16 protein-coding genes are annotated in these 16,429 nt (G+C 42.5%); 9 read left to right on the top strand and 7 right to left on the bottom strand.

The genetic code is table 11. From position 1 onward, the window contains the following. Nucleotides 1-24: 24 nt before the first annotated feature. The 9 genes from BHR79_RS06715 to BHR79_RS06675 all read left to right on the top strand — a co-directional run bounded on the left by BHR79_RS06715 (nt 25) and on the right by BHR79_RS06675 (nt 8,648). Nucleotides 25-468 (top strand): UPF0179 family protein, encoded by a 444-nt coding sequence (locus BHR79_RS06715; RefSeq protein ID WP_072561628.1) that lies wholly within the window; start codon nt 25-27, stop codon nt 466-468. A 40-nt stretch (nt 469-508) separates the two neighbouring features. After that, nucleotides 509-1,135, top strand: a complete 627-nt coding sequence (locus BHR79_RS06710; RefSeq protein WP_072360086.1) for a DUF2150 family protein — start codon at nt 509-511, stop codon at nt 1,133-1,135. A gap of 175 nt (nt 1,136-1,310) precedes the next feature. After that, entirely contained in the window at nt 1,311-1,706 is a 396-nt protein-coding gene (cfbA, locus tag BHR79_RS06705; protein WP_072561627.1) for a sirohydrochlorin nickelochelatase, read from the top strand. Between the two features lie 18 nt (nt 1,707-1,724). Next, on the top strand, nt 1,725-3,059 hold the full coding sequence (gene cfbE, locus BHR79_RS06700) for a coenzyme F430 synthase (RefSeq protein WP_072561626.1): 1,335 nt from the start codon (nt 1,725-1,727) through the stop codon (nt 3,057-3,059). A 15-nt stretch (nt 3,060-3,074) separates the two neighbouring features. Then, a complete protein-coding gene (cfbD, locus tag BHR79_RS06695) occupies nt 3,075-4,184 on the top strand; it encodes a Ni-sirohydrochlorin a,c-diamide reductive cyclase catalytic subunit (RefSeq protein WP_072561625.1) in 1,110 nt (369 codons plus the stop codon). Between the two features lies 1 nt (nt 4,185). After that, nucleotides 4,186-4,983, top strand: a complete 798-nt coding sequence (gene cfbC, locus BHR79_RS06690) for a Ni-sirohydrochlorin a,c-diamide reductive cyclase ATP-dependent reductase subunit (RefSeq protein WP_072561624.1) — start codon at nt 4,186-4,188, stop codon at nt 4,981-4,983. A gap of 8 nt (nt 4,984-4,991) precedes the next feature. Next, entirely contained in the window at nt 4,992-6,437 is a 1,446-nt protein-coding gene (gene cfbB / locus BHR79_RS06685; RefSeq protein ID WP_072561623.1) for a Ni-sirohydrochlorin a,c-diamide synthase, read from the top strand. Between the two features lie 67 nt (nt 6,438-6,504). Further along, a complete protein-coding gene (gene endA / locus BHR79_RS06680; protein ID WP_072561622.1) occupies nt 6,505-7,557 on the top strand; it encodes a tRNA-intron lyase in 1,053 nt (350 codons plus the stop codon). Nucleotides 7,558-7,634: 77 nt separating this feature from the next. Continuing rightward, complete coding sequence (locus tag BHR79_RS06675; protein WP_072561621.1) at nt 7,635-8,648, top strand: AI-2E family transporter; 1,014 nt, start codon at nt 7,635-7,637, stop codon at nt 8,646-8,648. 3 nt (nt 8,649-8,651) lie between these two features. On the opposite strand, the gene BHR79_RS06670 is transcribed toward BHR79_RS06675, so the two are convergent. The 7 genes from BHR79_RS06670 to BHR79_RS06640 form a co-directional block, all read right to left on the bottom strand. After that, nucleotides 8,652-9,311, bottom strand: coding sequence for a PHP domain-containing protein (locus BHR79_RS06670; RefSeq protein WP_072561620.1), 660 nt, complete (start codon nt 9,309-9,311; stop codon nt 8,652-8,654). A gap of 56 nt (nt 9,312-9,367) precedes the next feature. Next, nucleotides 9,368-10,624, bottom strand: coding sequence for a GTPase HflX (gene hflX, locus BHR79_RS06665; RefSeq protein WP_072561619.1), 1,257 nt, complete (start codon nt 10,622-10,624; stop codon nt 9,368-9,370). A 31-nt stretch (nt 10,625-10,655) separates the two neighbouring features. Continuing rightward, nucleotides 10,656-11,063: a DUF2209 domain-containing protein gene (locus BHR79_RS06660; RefSeq protein ID WP_072561618.1), complete on the bottom strand. Its 408-nt coding sequence runs from the start codon at nt 11,061-11,063 to the stop codon at nt 10,656-10,658. Nucleotides 11,064-11,369: 306 nt separating this feature from the next. Then, nucleotides 11,370-12,989, bottom strand: a complete 1,620-nt coding sequence (gene hcp, locus BHR79_RS06655; RefSeq protein ID WP_072561617.1) for a hydroxylamine reductase — start codon at nt 12,987-12,989, stop codon at nt 11,370-11,372. 567 nt (nt 12,990-13,556) lie between these two features. Then, nucleotides 13,557-14,657, bottom strand: coding sequence for an ATP-binding protein (locus BHR79_RS06650; protein WP_072561616.1), 1,101 nt, complete (start codon nt 14,655-14,657; stop codon nt 13,557-13,559). A 40-nt stretch (nt 14,658-14,697) separates the two neighbouring features. After that, nucleotides 14,698-15,192: a hypothetical protein gene (locus BHR79_RS06645; protein WP_072561615.1), complete on the bottom strand. Its 495-nt coding sequence runs from the start codon at nt 15,190-15,192 to the stop codon at nt 14,698-14,700. 66 nt (nt 15,193-15,258) lie between these two features. Then, nucleotides 15,259-16,350, bottom strand: coding sequence for a cobalamin B12-binding domain-containing protein (locus tag BHR79_RS06640; RefSeq protein WP_083433046.1), 1,092 nt, complete (start codon nt 16,348-16,350; stop codon nt 15,259-15,261). Between the last annotated feature and the right edge of the window lie 79 nt (nt 16,351-16,429).

Below are 16,429 nucleotides of genomic sequence, written 5' to 3'. Positions count from 1 at the left end.
TATTGGTCATTACAGGTGATGCTTATGGATGAAGAAGATACCATGATTACACTCATCGGAACTCAACTTGCCCGGGAAGGGGAAGAGTTCATATTTGAAGGGGAAGCTCCTGAATGCGAAAAATGCAAACTCAGGAATACATGCATGAATCTGGAAAAGGGACGCAAGTATGTAGTCCGGAAAATAAGGACAAATACCCTGCACGAATGTTTTGTTCATGAACAAGGAGCATACGTAGTTGATGTGGCAAAAGCTCCGATTGTTGCTGCCATTGATTCACGCAATGCTGTCCAGGGTTCCACTATCAGCTATAAGGAACCAAAATGTGACACAGATGACCAGGAATTATACGACCTGTTCCACCCTGCAGGAATAAAAAATGGTGATAAATGTACAGTTGCAGAAGTCATGGGAAATATTGAAAGTGACAAATGCAGCGGACATAAGAAAGTCAAACTTAAGTTTTGAAAAGGAAATCCCGATATAATTTATAATGCGAGGGGCTAGAATGCCAGAAACTAGTGATAAACAGATATTTCATGAATTTTATACGGAAAAGCGATGGAACAACTGGCTTCAAAAAGTTGGAGAAAGTAATTTCAAGCTTGAAGAATCCGGGGATACTCCCGAGAAGGATAGTGCTATTTTTGTGAACATGCAGGATGATGTAATCCTGGCATGCCTGAAGGTCATAGCTACCTACCAGCGTGGAGAAAATTCTGTAGAAGAAACCCTTGATATCCTCTCCAGCATCGAAGAAATCGTTCTGAAAAAGGTAGATTCCATATCCGAAGACACCGATATGATGATCGAATCGCTGCAGAATTCTTTACTGGCAACATTTGTCTCCTTTGAATGCTACCTGAACGGGGACTTTGATCAGGAATCAGAAATATCCGACCTCATAAAAGGTGCAGTCGAAGCCGAACAGGATGAAGATTTCGAGGCCGCCCTGGGATATGTTGCAAGGATAGGTGCCCTTGTACTGGATGGCAAGGAACTTCCGGGCAAAGAAATGGAAGATATGCCCTATGGCATTGTTGCCGAATGGATGGACGGAATTGATTCCATAGAAGCCGCAATGGTAGGTACTGACAGTTACAAGGAAGACGATGGCGAATACGACGTTGTCTGAAATCCAACCTTTTTGATCCCCTCCACCCTTATTTTTAATAAAAGTTCACCCTGCAAAATCGATCCGAATTATTTTTATGTAATCACTCATTCATAGGGAGTAACACAAACACCCTACTAAAGTAAGACTGGTGTTTTTATATGTGTCTTACACTGACAAAAAAGAGGTATTCCACATGAGTGAAAAAATAGGAATTCTAGCAATCGGACATGGAAGCAGATTACCTTACAACAAAGAAGTAGTGACAAACATCGCCAACACCATCGCAGAAAAACATCCTGAATATGTAATCCGTACAGGTTTCATGGAAAACTGCGGCCCCTCCGTGCAAGAAGCCATGAAAGAATTCGAGGGAACCGGCGTCACCAGGATTGCAGCAGTACCGGTATTTCTGGCATCAGGCGTACATATCACCGAAGACATTCCTGAGATTCTCAAACTCGACCCCCAAACAAATGAAGGAAAATTTGAGGTCGATGGCAATGAAGTTCCCGTAGTCTACGGAAAACCCCTCGGTAACCACGAAATGCTTGCAGATCTTGTCTTTGAAAGGGCAAAGGAAGTAATCTGAAATAATTTCTGAGACCACATGACAGCAGGGAAGAGACATTTCATAGTGCTTGACCTGAATCACGGTGGCCTGTTGATAAGCAATAAACTTGCAGGCCACGGATACAGAGTAACCGCAGTGGATGTTTACGGCACACTCCCAAAAGAGAAATTCTCTGACCTGCCTGCTGGAGTAGAGGTGGTTAGTAAGCCACCTCTGCCGGACAAAAACGCTATTATAATCACACCTGTTCATCTGGATCCCAACTATCCTGTTCTTGCAAAAGCCAGATCGCAGGGAAATACCATCTATTCTCACCATTACATCACCGGCCAGATCCTGCGCGAGGAAGGCATCTTCAGTCAAGCAAAAGTAATCGAGATCACCGGGGTTAAAGCCAAGACCAGTACTGCAACCCTTCTGGCCAGGATACTTTCCTTTAAAGAAAAAGTCATACTACATACTACCCGGGGCATAGAATACCTATCAGAAAACCAACACATCATGCTCCATAAAGGTCTCAGTATAACTCCCGCAAGCATACTTGAAGTTGTTAATATTGTCATAGAGCAGGAAATTGAGCCATCTGTATATGTGCTGGAAGAATCGCTGGGCACAACTGGCACGGGAGAAATGGGTATACTCACAACCCTCACCCCTGACTACAGGATCGCTTCAGACAGCAAATGGGCAAGTGAAGCCAAATTGCAGATTATGCAACATCCTGTTGTGATAATGAATCATCAGGACATCGGGCCCATAGAAAATAACACAAAGACTGAGATCATAACATTTGCTAACAGCAATCAAAAAGCCGATCTTATCAGCAGAATATCCGGAGAAAATATCAGTATTACTTATGATTGGAAAACCATCGAATGCAAACTCCAACCAGGTTACAATCCTGAAGAATATGCAATTGCTTTTGCCGCCAGCGCATGTGCCGGCCTGCAGGCAGGAGCAGACCCGCACGACATAAAGAGAACCTTTGAAGGATTTAGTGGTTTGGAAGGAAGAATGCGACAGGTGGAGTTTCAACAAAGGAGACTAATTGATAACTCCAGTTCGGGATTGGGTATTGATTCAGCAAGATCGGCCATTGAAATGGGACTGAATAAATCTGCAAAGAATGTGTTGATTATCGGAGAACATGCCGCCCAGGTATGCGAAGGCTTTGCTCCGGAAAACGTCCAGATCCTGCTTTCAGAATACAAACAGTTCCTTGACCATGTGATCCTGATAGGCAAACGCATGGAAAACTTAAGTTCACAGAATATCATTCACATGAAAAATCTGCAGGAAGGCTTGGAATGTGCCCTTTCGTTAACCGACAGCGGCGACACCATTATATCCTGTGTTAAATGTTTCAGGTAAAAAAGAGGAGAAAAAATGCAGCAGAAGAATCTTTCTATCATGCATCCCCGCCCGAGTTCCATAGTCGCGGCGCTGTACACTTTGAGAGACCTTAATGTAGAAGTCGCAATCCTCCACGGGCCCCCGGGTTGTTCTTTCAAGCATGCAAGGTTGCTGGAAGAGGACGGGATCAGGGTTGTGACCACTGCCCTGGATGAAAACGGTTTCGTATTTGGGGGACATGACCGACTTGTAGATATGTTACAGAAAGTCGAAGAAAGGTTCAGCCCGAAACGCATCGGTGTCGTCGGGACATGTGTGAGCATGATAATCGGCGAGGAACTCCATGAAGCGGTCATGGAAGCAAATCTGGATGCCCCCGTAATCGAAGTAGAGGTCCATGCCGGTTACAATGATAACACCAAAGGTGTTTTGTTTGCCCTGGAATCCGCCCTTGATGTCGGAATCATCGACAGGCAGGAATTTGAAAGACAGCAACATCTTCTCAATGAAGCCACAAATGTCGAAAAAAAATATGGTGCAGCCAGCAAGGAGTATCTTGAACCTTCCCGTGGCGATGTAAAATATACCGTGGCAAAAAGAGTCATAGAAATGCTCAAGGAAGGGAAAAAAGGAATCTGCATCCTCAATGCCAAAAAAGAGACCGCCTACATGTTTGCCGATATAACGCTGGCCCTGCAGGAAGTGGCCGAAAATCTCGGTGTTGAGGACAATATAGTCAATTTCGCAAATCTTGATACAGAACTTGGCTTACCCCGGGTACGCCAGCATGCAGAACATATTCTTGCAGATATGGATGATAACGTAAAAATAGATGAAATTATAGGCGGACTTGATGAATATCCCATTGCAGGCCAGCAGGTCAGGCAACTGATAGAAGCAAAATACAGGGATTTTGATTTTGCCGTAATCTCCGGTGTACCCCATGCAATACCAATGGAAGCGCTTGAAGGCATGGAACTTATATCAATCACAAACGGCCCCCGCCAGGTTCATCCCCTGAAAGATATGGGCCATGAGCATGTGCTTGTGGAGATAGACCTCCATCCAAAAACACTGGGCGTGACAAATATAGTCGAATCCGAATTCGGAGCTACCTTGAGACAACTTGCCCGGGAGGAGTGAAATGAATCCGCAAAAAAGAATTGCAATCTACGGTAAAGGCGGCATCGGGAAATCAAGTACTGCATCCAATGTAGCTGCCGCGTGTGCCGATGAGGGCTATAATGTAATGATCATCGGATGTGATCCCAAGAGCGATTCATCCATAACCCTCCTGGGCGGAAAACGTATCCCCACTATCCTGGATCTACTCAGGGATGGTATGGAGATAGAAGAGGAAGATGAAGTGGTCTTTGAGGGATACAAGGGAGTGAAATGTGTAGAGGTCGGTGGACCGGAACCTGGTATAGGTTGTGCAGGCAGGGGAATCATTGTTGCAATCCAGAAACTCAAGAAGATATCCCAATCCATGAAAGAAATGGACCTTATCATTTACGATGTGCCCGGGGATATCGTCTGTGGCGGTTTTGTCGCCCCGATCAGGAAAGGACTGGTCAGTGAAGCCTACGTCCTTACATCCGGCGAATACATGCCCCTATATGCAGCCAACAATATTTGCAAAGGATTGTCCCGTATCAATACGAAACTTAGCGGTGTAATCTGCAACTCACGCAGCGTCAGTCGGGAAGAAAAGATAGTAAGCAAATTTGCAAATGAGATTGGAAGTGAACTGGTGGCCTTTATCCCCAAGGAGCAGATCGTTCAGGACTGCGAAAGGGATGGCTATTCCGTGCTTGAAAAGGCAGGAGATACAGATATTGCTGAAGTGTATCGCACCCTTGCAAGAAATATAATGGCCAGCGATTGTGCGGTCGACCCCCGGGCACTTGAAGATGAGCGGCTCAGGGAACTTACCCGGTAAGGAATTGTATGCCCGACCAAAAGCTTATGGAGATGCCCCGTCTGCTGATATCCGCAGATCGTTCTTCTTCAGGTAAAACGACAATTGTTGCCGGAATGCTGGCAGCCCTTACTGCAAAGGGATACAGGGTACAGCCATTCAAGGTTGGCCTGGACTACATAGATCCGAGTTATCATTCTGAAATCACAGGCCGCAATGCCCGCAATATAGACGGCTACCTCATGGATGAGGAAGGAATCCGTGACGTGTTCACCCATGGGTGTGAAACTGACGGAAAGGCAGATGTTGCCATCATTGAAGGTGTAAGGGGCCTCTATGAAGGATTTGATAGTTTCACCGACACCGGCAGTACTGCCCAGATAGCAAAAATACTCAACTGCCCCGTAGTGCTGGTAATCAATGCCCGCAGTATCACACGTTCAGCCGCAGCCCTTGTAAAAGGTTACACCTCTTTTGATGAAAGTATAAACATTGCAGGAGTGATCCTGAATAATATCGGAAATCCCCGCCATGCAAAAAAGGCCAGTGAAGCCATTGAATACTACACCGGGATTCCCGTACTTGGAACCATCCGCAGGGATAATGCAATGCAGATATCTATGCGCCATCTTGGGCTGATCCCGGCTCTTGAAGGACGCAGGCGTATCAGTGACCTGGACCAGCGAATCGAGACTATACGGGACAGGGTGGATGAAGGAGTGGATATTTCAGAGATACTTAAAATCGCAAGATCTGCAGAACCTGTCGAAAAACCTTCAAAAACCATGTTCACATCACGTGATATAAAAGGAAAAAGGCCTAAAATAGGTGTGGCTCTTGATGAGGCTTTCAATTTTTATTATCATGATAACATCGAACTGCTCCAGCTGGCAGGTGCAGACCTGGAGTATTTCAGCCCGGTCCATGATAATAAGTTACCCGATGTTGATGGATTGTATATAGGGGGAGGATATCCCGAACTTTTTGCCCCCCAACTTCAGGACAATGAATCCCTGCGCCGGGAGATAAGGGAAGCATCCAGATCAGGAATGCCCATTTATGCAGAATGTGGCGGGCTTATGTACCTGACAGAGAAACTCACCACCGGCGTAAAAGGTAAAGGAACATACCATATGGCAGAAATGCCCGAAGCCACAACCGAAATGGTAGGAGCATTACCCGGCCACACCCTTATGGGACATACCCGTGTGGTTAGTTACAATAACGGCCAAATCGTAAAGGATGCGATCATAGGCAAAAAGGGAAATACATTCAGAGGGCATGAATTCCATCATTCTGAGATAAGGGATATCCCGGATAGTACGGATTTTGCCATTAAACTTTCACGGGGAACCGGAATCAAAGGTGAATGGGATGGAATGACAGTAGAAAATACACTGGGATCCTATGCACATCTGGAAGGTGTTTCCTATCGTGAATTTGCCAGGTCCTTTGTAGATTCTATACTGGAATGAAACCAACTTATAAATAAAAGCAAATCTCATTGTGCCATCGCTATTTACTGTTTACCGGGTGCTCGGCTTGATAGGAAAATTGAAAGAAGACAGGGTTGTTGCCGGCAAAGAGGCAATTGAAGAGATATATGAAACCAGTTATTACGGCAGACCCAAAAACGACAATTTAATACTCACCCTGGTTGAAGCAGCACACCTGCTTTACCGCGAGAAACTCGAAATTGAAAAAGAAGGCGAATCACTTGGATTTGAAGAATATTTCAAAAATGCATCCCTGTTAAACCCTTATTTTGAACTCAAATATATTGTATATAAGGACCTTCGAGAGCGTGGATTTTACGTTCAGCCTGGAGTTGCGGATTTCAGGGTATATCCGCGGGGTGGCAAACCCGGGAAATCCTCATCCAGAAGTTATGTGTATGTCCATTCGGAAAGAGTGGCCCTACCCCTCTCTGTCCTTCTGAAAAATCTGGAATCTGCCGGCAACGTGCGCAAACAGCTCATAATTGCAGTTGTGGACGAAGAAAGCGACATTACCTATTATGAAGTGCAGGAATCAGACCCTACAGGTAATATGGAACAACTGTATCCTTCACTGCAAACTCCTGCAACAATGCTTGAAGATCGTGTCATTGTCTGGGACGGTGAAGCTTCCGGTAAACTGTACGAAAATGGTTTTTATGGCAAACCCCTGGACCAGAAACGTCTACAACTGTCTCTTGTAGAAGGCGCTTTCCTGCTAAAGAACAACATAATTGAAGTAACCACACGAAAAGATGACAATAAACTCAATTTTGATGAATTCTGCAAAAGGGCCGCGCATATCGAGCCTCTTTTCCAGAGGAAATACAGGGTGTACGAAGACCTCAGGACCCGGAAACTCGTACCTAAAACCGGATTCAAGTTTGGTACTCATTTCAGGGTCTACAGCGAAGTGAAGTCCGCATCAAAGATTCCTCATTCCGAATACCTGGCCCACTCGATCGGCACACAACATGAATTTTCCCTACCAGTTATGTCAAGGGCAATCAGGCTGGCCAACAGTGTGCGTAAAAAAATGCTCTTTGCAATCGAAGCCGATGAAATACGTCATATTGATATTACACGTGTGAAAATGTAAAGGTCCGAAAACACAGGCAAATAAAAAAGGCGAGCCTATTTCAAATCCCGGCAACAAACCTCAAGCGGAGGTATAAGATGAAAAATGAAAAGGATGCAAAAATAGCAATCGCCCTGCTTTTTATAACAATACTTGCAATTGCAATTACCTATGCCCTGTATCCCTATATTGAAGCTTTTTTTGCCGGCCTGATTATTTATATAATAATGAAACCCGCGCATGATTTGCTGACAAAAAGACTGAAAATCAATAACCGGGTTGCCTCTGTTGTATTGATAGTGCTATCTATTGTAATTATAATAATTCCCTTGTACTACCTGATAATCCTTCTATCCCAGCAGGTAGGACAGGTGCTGGAAATCGTAACAGCAAATATGGATATTGTCTACGGGGATTTGCAAAAAATAAATGAGCTGGCTCCGGCCCTGGACCTGGAACAGAAGGCATCGGATATCGTCACAACAATCGGGGGATTCGTCAGCCAGCTTGTGCTGGGCACCATTCAGAACCTGGGTAACCAGCTTATTGGCCTGATTATAATGGTTTTCCTGTTGTACTACCTGTTTACCACGGATGATAAGACACTAAGGGACATGACTTCCAATATAATCCCTTTCAGTGATAGCAACAAGGATAAATTGATGAGGGAAATGAAGAATATCATCCATTCCACAATAATAGCCACCTTTTTCATAGCAGCCGTGCAGGGCGGATTACTTGCGTTCACCTTTTATCTGCTTGGCATCCAGGGAGCAGTACTATGGGGATTTGTCACACTGATTCTTTCAATAATGCCTGTTGTAGGTGCCCCTCTTGTATGGGTCCCTGCAATCATTTTCAAAGCTATAGAAGGAGATTTCTTTGCCGCAGGGGGCATTTTCATAGCAGGAATGATAATCAGCAATATAGATAATTTCCTGCGTCCTTATATTCAGGAAAAGGTAGGTGCAATCCATCCCTTTGTTTCCCTGCTGGGAATTTTCATAGGAATATACCTATTCGGACTGGTCGGTATCGTGGTTGGGCCACTGGTTCTTTCTTCCTTCCTGCTGATGTTAAGAATGTTCCATGAGGATTACATCAAAACCTGATTTTCAATTAATATTTATTTTTTTCCTGATGCTCCTGAACATCTGTCCTACCACATATTTCTGAGGTGTCAGCTTACCCCCCGGTTTTACACGCCCTGCTTTTATCGCGGAGAGAACGGAATCCACCGATTCATTTTCTACATCGATGTCAGTATAGGACCTGCCAACCATACATGGCTCATGAGCATCACTGCCTCCTACTTGCGGCAATCCCAGCTTATCGGCAACTATCTTTGCCCTTGTATTGGCATAAGAAGTTAAACAACGGGAATTGAAAACTTCAACTGCATCCACATCCAGCCCTTTCAGGTACCCGATTCCATGAGAGGTTTTTTTGTAGGGATGAGGAATAATTACAAGGCCGCCCAGATTGTGTGCATATTCGATGGTAGAAAGGACACTCATCCCCGCAGGTATACTTTCCGATGCACCCAGCACAAGCACATGACCTTCAGCAGAACTTACTTCCTGCCCCGGAATTACCAGTATGTCCGAAGCAATTTCTAACGCACGTCTTGCACAGGCAAAACCACCTTCAACACTGTCATGATCACATATAGCAACCCCATCTATCCCGTTTTTTTTAGCCCCTTCCAGGATGGAATCAAATTGAGAATCACTATCTTTTGAAAAACAGGAGTGTACATGCAGATCGATCAACATATAATAAAGGCTATGCAATCTGAATTTATAAATCTTTGGAGGTGGTTTCGGCCATATTACCGGAAACTTAATCTTTTTTCGAGAGATTTGGCTTTGTGATAGACCTCATTTCTGGCCTCCACATCCATAACAACAGTATTACCATAATTTACACTGTGCACAATTCCTTCCTCGAAAAGCCAGGAAACAGCAGACATGGTTTCACCTGACATAGGCAACTCCAGGGTAAACCGTTTCCATTCAGGCAGATGGGCATAAATAATATCCTTGAGCTCATCCAGCCCTTCACCGGTCGTTGCAGAGACCACCACTGGATTGGGAGCCAGGTAGGCAATCGATTTGAGCCGGGAGCTGAGCTCTTCGTGGGAAAGCCTGTCGGCCTTGTTGATAGCGGTGATTATTGTGGCTTTTTCGAGCTGTTCCCAGAATATTCCATGTGATACGGCGAGTTTCTTCCTTATAACATCTACCGGCTCACTGATATCCACCACAAGCAGGATAATATCGGCCCTGAATACATCTTCCAGGGTTGAGCGGAATGCATCCACCAGAAAGTGGGGGAGATCTTCTATAAATCCCACGGTGTCTGTGAGGAGGGTCCATCGGCCATTAATGTTCAGATATCTTGTGGTGGGAGAAAGGGTGGTAAAAAGCATATTTTCCACCTCCACATTTTCATCGACCAGGGTGCGGAATAATGTGCTTTTTCCTGCATTCGTATAACCTGCAAGGGACAACAGGGAAAAACCTTTGGAATGGCGGTAACCACGCAGGTTTTCACTGTCCCTCTGCCCTGTACTGAGTTCTTTCTTTATGCGGCTTATACGTTTCTTGACATCCTGCTCATAGGAGTCTTCATAACCTCCCAGCCCCATGAAACCGGGACGTTCTTCCATTTTAAGCAGGGATACGATTTTCCTGGCTCTGGGAAGTTCATATTCCAGCCGGGCAAGCTCAACCTGCATACGGGAACGCCTGGTGGTGGCCCGGCTTGCAAAAATTTCCAGGATCAATTGAAACTTATCTATCACCTCGCACTTGCACATCTCGGACAGGTTATAGACCTGGGTTACGGAGAGTGGATTGTAGAATATAATTTTTGCAGGTTTTTGTGACAGAGCCAGTTCTGCAACCTCTTCTGCCTTACCTTTCCCTATCTGGTACTGCCTGTCAGGATAACGGGTCTGGATCACTTCCTGAACCACATTATAATTTCCAGCCCTGGCAAGTTCCCTTAATTCAGCGAGTTTGCGTTGGTTTTCCGACTCACTACAACGGGGAATTCTCCTCTGTACAAGAATTACATCTTTCATATGGTTTAACTCTGGATTATGAAAATATAGTTTATAGATTCTCTTTGATTGGTTCCCATGATTGGGGATCAAGAAGTAAATTGCGGCTGCTCAGGGATATATGGTGAGCGATTTCGATACCCATTCTTTCACTCAGGGATTCGGGATATTTGAAAGATGCGGTGAACATACTGTTTGAAAGCCATTCAGGCTGGTTGAAAAGGTCTCCTTCCTCTGCCACTATGGTAATCCCTTCCATTCCTTCAACTGTTCTTTCAATCATCTTCACAACATCCACAACCTCGGGAGGGTTGTCACTCACAAATGGTTTGATATTTACACCATGTATCTGTTTCACATGCCCTCCTGACACCGAAAGGGATACAGCGGCACATACCATCAGGTATCTGGAATTATGCCGATGCCGCCCTGATATATCTACAGCAATTATCCTTTCCATTTTAAAATTCCCGATTATCTGAAGTATTCCGCCCTTAGTAAGGTTTTTAGTAATAAAGTATTTGTCTTTTAAACAAGCAGACCTTGAAGAAGATACATTAAATAGGAAATAAATAATTTTACAAAAACAAAAGAAAATGTATTGCCCTTTTATTGTGTTGGATGATATGCAAAAGCAGTAATTTGATGCCATTTTGCCTTACTGTCCACTATCCATTGATGAGTCTGATGACGGAATTACTCATATTGGCCATTATTGAATAAAAAAACAGTTGACCCGAAGGGTCCTGTCTGCATTTTTAAAAATTTACTTTAAGAGTCTCCCCATGTCCTCTTCTACAGTGGTATTCGGTGTTATGTTGAACTTCTCCACCAACACTTTCAACACATTCGGGGAAACAAATGCCGGGAGCCTCGGTCCAAGGGTGATATCCTTTATTCCAAGCCTCAGGAGGGCAAGCAATACAAGGACTGCCTTTTGCTCATACCATGCGATATTGTACGAGATCGGTGCGTCGTTGACATCTTCAAATCCAAGTCTGGCCATAAGGCCCTGTGCAATGATTACCAGTGAAAATGAATCATTGCACTGTCCTGCATCCAGTACTCTGGGAATTCCATCAATGTCCCCCAGGTTAAGTTTATTGTAGCGATATTTTGCACATCCGGCGGTAAGTATGACGGTGTCTTCAGGCAATGCCTCTGCAAAATCTGTGTAGTACTGTCGTTCTTTGCGACGTCCGTCACACCCTGCCATGACAATGAATTTCTTTATCCTGCCGGCTTTGACAGCATCAACAATCTTGTCTGCATTAGACAATACAGAGTTGTAGGCAAAACCGCCCGTGATGGTACCTTCTTCCAGTTGCACCGGAGGTTCACAGGCCTTTGCCTGCTCGATGATTCCTGAGAAGTCTTTCTTACCATCTTTAGGTACTATGTGTGTGGCACCATCATAACCTACAGAGCCTGTAGTGTATAACCTGTCAATGTAGGTCTTCTTTGGAGGAACTATACAGTTACTTGTTAGTAATATTGGCCCGTTGAAACTTTCGAATTCCTGCTTCTGTTGCCACCATGATCCACCATAGTTGCCCACCAGATGTTCATACTTCTTGAATTCTGGATATGCATTGGCAGGCAGCATCTCACCGTGGGTATATACATCGATACCGGTGCCTTCTGTCTGATCCAACAACTGTTTCAGGTCATTCAGGTCATGCCCGCTGATAAGGATACCCGGATTGTTCCCGGTTCCGATATTGACCTGAGTCGATTCCGGATGCCCGAATGTAGTGGTATTTGCCATGTCAAGTGCTGCCATTACATCAAAACCCTTTTCTCCACATCTCAGGACCAGAGAGATAAGTTTCTTTTCAGTTAGGCTGTCATCCGTGGTTGCCACAAGGCCTTCTTCTATAAACGAATTAACTTTTTTATTGGTATGCCCAAGCATCATAGCATGATGTGCATATGCTGCAATTCCTTTGATACCATATACCAGTAATTCTCTTAATGACCGGATATCTTCGTTCTCTGTTGCAAGTATGCCGGTATTTCTGTCCTTGAGATTTTGCGGGGTCACAGTTGCTATCCCGGGCAGATCGTTCTCGTCAAGTGCATTGTTATCCAGAAGTTTCTGTTTGATATCCTTCTGAAGCTCGAAACCCCTATCAATACGTTCCTGAATACCGGTTGCTCTGAAATCAGTATTTGTTATGGTTGAGAACAACGCATCGAACATAAAATCATCAGTGCTTGTCTCAGAGATGCCTGCCTTTCTTGCTTTCTGGTTGTAGAATGAAATGCTTTTAAGCACATAGATGAGATCATCCTGAAGGTCTGCAACTTCCCCCTTCTTACCACATATACCACTCTTAGTGCAACCTTCCCCGTTCATTGTTTCTTCACACTGATAGCAGAACATTTTGTCACCTTTATTTTTTAGTTACGATTATAGATTTGCAACCATTTATCCGTCTGAAATTGTGGTCGCCACTTTGTAAGTTAACACTGACATATCTGAGATATGGCTATTTATAGAGATAGTTTCCACTTCGATACCCAAAAACGAATACTGCTAAAACCCACTTCTCTATAAACTATGTTGTCACAACTACTTAAAATGCTAGTGATAAAAATTAGTTGTGGTTTTTCTTTTTTTACGTTTCTTTCTATAATAACCCCATAGTTTCCACTGGAATTTGTTATCCCAAATCCGATATATACAAAGTATATAATGTATCTATTGTGCACATTGTGCTCTTGAAAATATTATAGTATATTATATAACCCAAATTATTCCATAATATTATTGGAGAATATAATTAGAGAAAAACTGTGGCCTGTTTTAGATAAAGTATTTCATAAAAGGAGGTTACAAAAAAAAGAAGAATAAGAATGAATCACCAATCTGTCACTATTATTCTGTTCATGCTTTTCTTTTGCAAACCCCTGTACTTGTTACGATCCCAGGTAGTAGGTTTTGCAAATTTTAGTTCTGTGATGGCACCTTTAGTGTAAATGTCGTTCCTTCTCCTAATTCACTTTCCACCCTGATATTACCCCCGTACCTTTCAATAACTTTTTTTACAATGTGCAAACCAATTCCAGTATTCCCGGTACTTCCAGCCTTGAAATTTTCATCAAATATTTTGTCAAGGATATCTTTTTCCATCCCCGTCCCGTAATCCCTAACACTGATCTCACAATAGTCTTTGTTAGGAGATATCACGATATCCATTTTTTCTGTTTTGCCGTGGTTAATGGCGTTTCGAATCAGATTGTCAATTGCAGAACGGAAGGCCTCATCAGCTACAATCTTCCCATTACCACTAATATTGAACTGGATAGGGTAATAGGAACTTACTTCTTCTATTATTTCACGAGCTTCATATACTGCAAGTTCACCCCCTTTGGATACCGTATACTCCAGATTTTTCATGTCATTGACCAATTTTATACTGGCTTCTACAGATTTCATGACTTTGCCCAGATAAGTAAAATCACCTTTTTTTTCTGACAGGTATGTTGCCATCTGAATCACGTTGAGGTGATTCAATATATCATGGCGCAATATTCGATTGATTACCTGCAAAAAATCTTTGATCTCAGTTTGTTGCATCTCTATTTTTTTTCTTTCAGCAATAGAATGAATTACCACTACATACCCATTTGTTTTTCCGGGTTTCTCCTCAATTGCAGAAATACTGAGTTCTACAAAAAACGGTTCCTGCTCTTTCAGAACCAGTAATATTTCTTTATTCTGTAATGGAAATATATTTTTCTGCTGTGGTACTGTAAATACAACATTTTCAGAATTTGATGTTATCTCTTTAAATTGCAACACTTCATCTATTGGTTTGTTGATGATGTCCCGTTTACTACCGATAAAAGAGAGTGTTTTTTGATTAACCAATGTGATATTAAAATTCTCATCTGTCACAATAACGGGATCTGCAATATTTTGGAGCGTGACTTTGAATCTCTCTATTTGATATTCCAGACTTTTGTTTGTCTTTACAAGATCACGTTGAGTATTTACTAACTCATTATTCAACTGCGAAATTTCGTTGTAGATTTCGTTGTCATCCATGGTATTCGAGTATTAAATATATTTCATAGATTCGTTTGCTTTATTGAAAAGAATGGCTACTACTAATTGATTTGTAACTACCTATTTTCTCTTCACATATCTCAATATGCTTTTCTTTATCAGCCATTATTTTATCAATATCTGAGAAGAATGTATTTACATTTTTATCGGCAATTACTTCACCTAATGATTCAACCTTTGCCTCTTTTATCGATGAATACACTTTTCGTGCCAGTATCACATACTTTAAAATTTCTTCAAATATTTCCGGTGTGTCCAGCCCTTTAAAATCAATATTTTCTTCAGGTAGACCAGGGGGTATTTCATCTGGAGCACCTTTGCCGATTTCATCAAACCATCGGATAAGTAAATTTACGTGTCTCTCTGCATCAAGTGCCATTTTTTCTAATTCTTCATCTGAATTATCATCGATTTCAATACGTGCTTCCCATATGCTTAATTGAACCATTTCCGTTTCGATCCAGTAGATTTTTTCAAGCATTGAGATGAGTGTTTCTTCTTTTCGTATACCCATTCGATCACCTGATTAGTTTTGGGACAGGAAAATCATTTACCTTGATCAAACAAATTAAAGGTTCTTTTATTCAAATAATTCATTTGCAAGTGCCAGGGACTGTTTTGCATCCGGAGCATTGAGATCCGCTCCTACCTTTTTCCATAATTCGGGATCGATATTGAATGGATGCCCACCTACCATGATGGTTGTATTTTCCAGGTCTTTTGAATTCCTTAATTCCTGAACCAATGCTTTTAGCTTATGAACATTGATTGAAAGGGTAGCAGAAACAATAACAACCTGTGCATTTGTATCATTAACTGTCTGGATGATACTTTCTGCAGGCGTATTTGCTCCCAGGTAATAACTATTCCAGCCATCCATCTCAAAAAAGTCTGCAACCATTCTCACGCCCAATTCGTGTAATTCATTCCCTATGCAGGTAGCCACAACGGTCCTATCCTTATTACCCTGTGAAATCATTTCTGGATAAAGCCGGGACATAATGTGTTGAGTTGAAGCAGTAATATAGTGTTCTTTGGCAACGCTTATCCCGTTGGTTTGCCAGAGTCTTCCCACTTCATATTGTGAAGGCTGGAATATATTAAGATAGATATCTTCTATAGTCGCTCCTTTTTCAAGAGCACTGAAAATTAGATCGGATGCAGCATTCTTTTTTCCTTCAATAAGCAGGTCAATATATTTGCCTGCTAATTTACCATAATATGCATTTCGATCAATATAAGATACTGTATCATTTTCTTTTTTTTCAAATACCATTAATCCAGCGTCGAGATATTCATGTATAATATCTGCTTCTTCCTTTGTAAACTGGTTTTCAGCAATGTTTTCGGAAACAATTTCTTTTATAATCTGCAAGTTTGTGATCAGGTATTTTTCCGGAATTCCTAGGTTATGCATCAAAACTTTGACCCATTGCATGTAATCCAGGAATAGAGGTTTACTATGAATACAGATAGCCTCTCCCAGGTAGAATATGTGATATCTACAATCCTGCAAGGACAGTTTCTTTCCTTTTTTGCCATACTTTGCAGCCAATTCGGGTTGTCGGGCATATTGTCTTTCGATAACGTTTTCTGAAAGAGTGTTACAATTAGTGTACAAGAATCGGCCCATTGTTGTACATTTTTCAGGTATTGTATTACTGAGTTGCATATTTTATCCCGGAAATTTTATATTCTAATTCAGTTTAAACGGCAATGTCGTATGGCTATAAATCTATTTTTATAAAAGA

Source organism: Methanohalophilus halophilus, from assembly GCF_001889405.1.
GTDB lineage: Archaea > Halobacteriota > Methanosarcinia > Methanosarcinales > Methanosarcinaceae > Methanohalophilus > Methanohalophilus halophilus.
This window is presented reverse-complemented; position numbering and strand designations above follow the sequence as displayed.

What these genes read in the sequence shown, in the direction of transcription:
- cfbE (WP_072561626.1), top strand. Translation starts at nt 1,725, where the DNA reads ATGACAGCAGGGAAGAGACATTTCATAGTGCTTGACCTGAATCACGGT.
- BHR79_RS06675 (WP_072561621.1), top strand. Translation starts at nt 7,635, where the DNA reads ATGAAAAATGAAAAGGATGCAAAAATAGCAATCGCCCTGCTTTTTATA.
- BHR79_RS06660 (WP_072561618.1), bottom strand. Translation starts at nt 11,063, where the DNA reads ATGGAAAGGATAATTGCTGTAGATATATCAGGGCGGCATCGGCATAAT.
- cfbD (WP_072561625.1), top strand. Translation starts at nt 3,075, where the DNA reads ATGCAGCAGAAGAATCTTTCTATCATGCATCCCCGCCCGAGTTCCATA.
- hcp (WP_072561617.1), bottom strand. Translation starts at nt 12,989, where the DNA reads ATGTTCTGCTATCAGTGTGAAGAAACAATGAACGGGGAAGGTTGCACT.
- BHR79_RS06715 (WP_072561628.1), top strand. Translation starts at nt 25, where the DNA reads ATGGATGAAGAAGATACCATGATTACACTCATCGGAACTCAACTTGCC.
- hflX (WP_072561619.1), bottom strand. Translation starts at nt 10,624, where the DNA reads ATGAAAGATGTAATTCTTGTACAGAGGAGAATTCCCCGTTGTAGTGAG.
- BHR79_RS06710 (WP_072360086.1), top strand. Translation starts at nt 509, where the DNA reads ATGCCAGAAACTAGTGATAAACAGATATTTCATGAATTTTATACGGAA.
- cfbB (WP_072561623.1), top strand. Translation starts at nt 4,992, where the DNA reads ATGCCCGACCAAAAGCTTATGGAGATGCCCCGTCTGCTGATATCCGCA.
- BHR79_RS06650 (WP_072561616.1), bottom strand. Translation starts at nt 14,657, where the DNA reads ATGGATGACAACGAAATCTACAACGAAATTTCGCAGTTGAATAATGAG.
- cfbC (WP_072561624.1), top strand. Translation starts at nt 4,186, where the DNA reads ATGAATCCGCAAAAAAGAATTGCAATCTACGGTAAAGGCGGCATCGGG.
- BHR79_RS06670 (WP_072561620.1), bottom strand. Translation starts at nt 9,311, where the DNA reads ATGTTGATCGATCTGCATGTACACTCCTGTTTTTCAAAAGATAGTGAT.
- cfbA (WP_072561627.1), top strand. Translation starts at nt 1,311, where the DNA reads ATGAGTGAAAAAATAGGAATTCTAGCAATCGGACATGGAAGCAGATTA.
- BHR79_RS06645 (WP_072561615.1), bottom strand. Translation starts at nt 15,192, where the DNA reads ATGGGTATACGAAAAGAAGAAACACTCATCTCAATGCTTGAAAAAATC.
- BHR79_RS06640 (WP_083433046.1), bottom strand. Translation starts at nt 16,350, where the DNA reads ATGCAACTCAGTAATACAATACCTGAAAAATGTACAACAATGGGCCGA.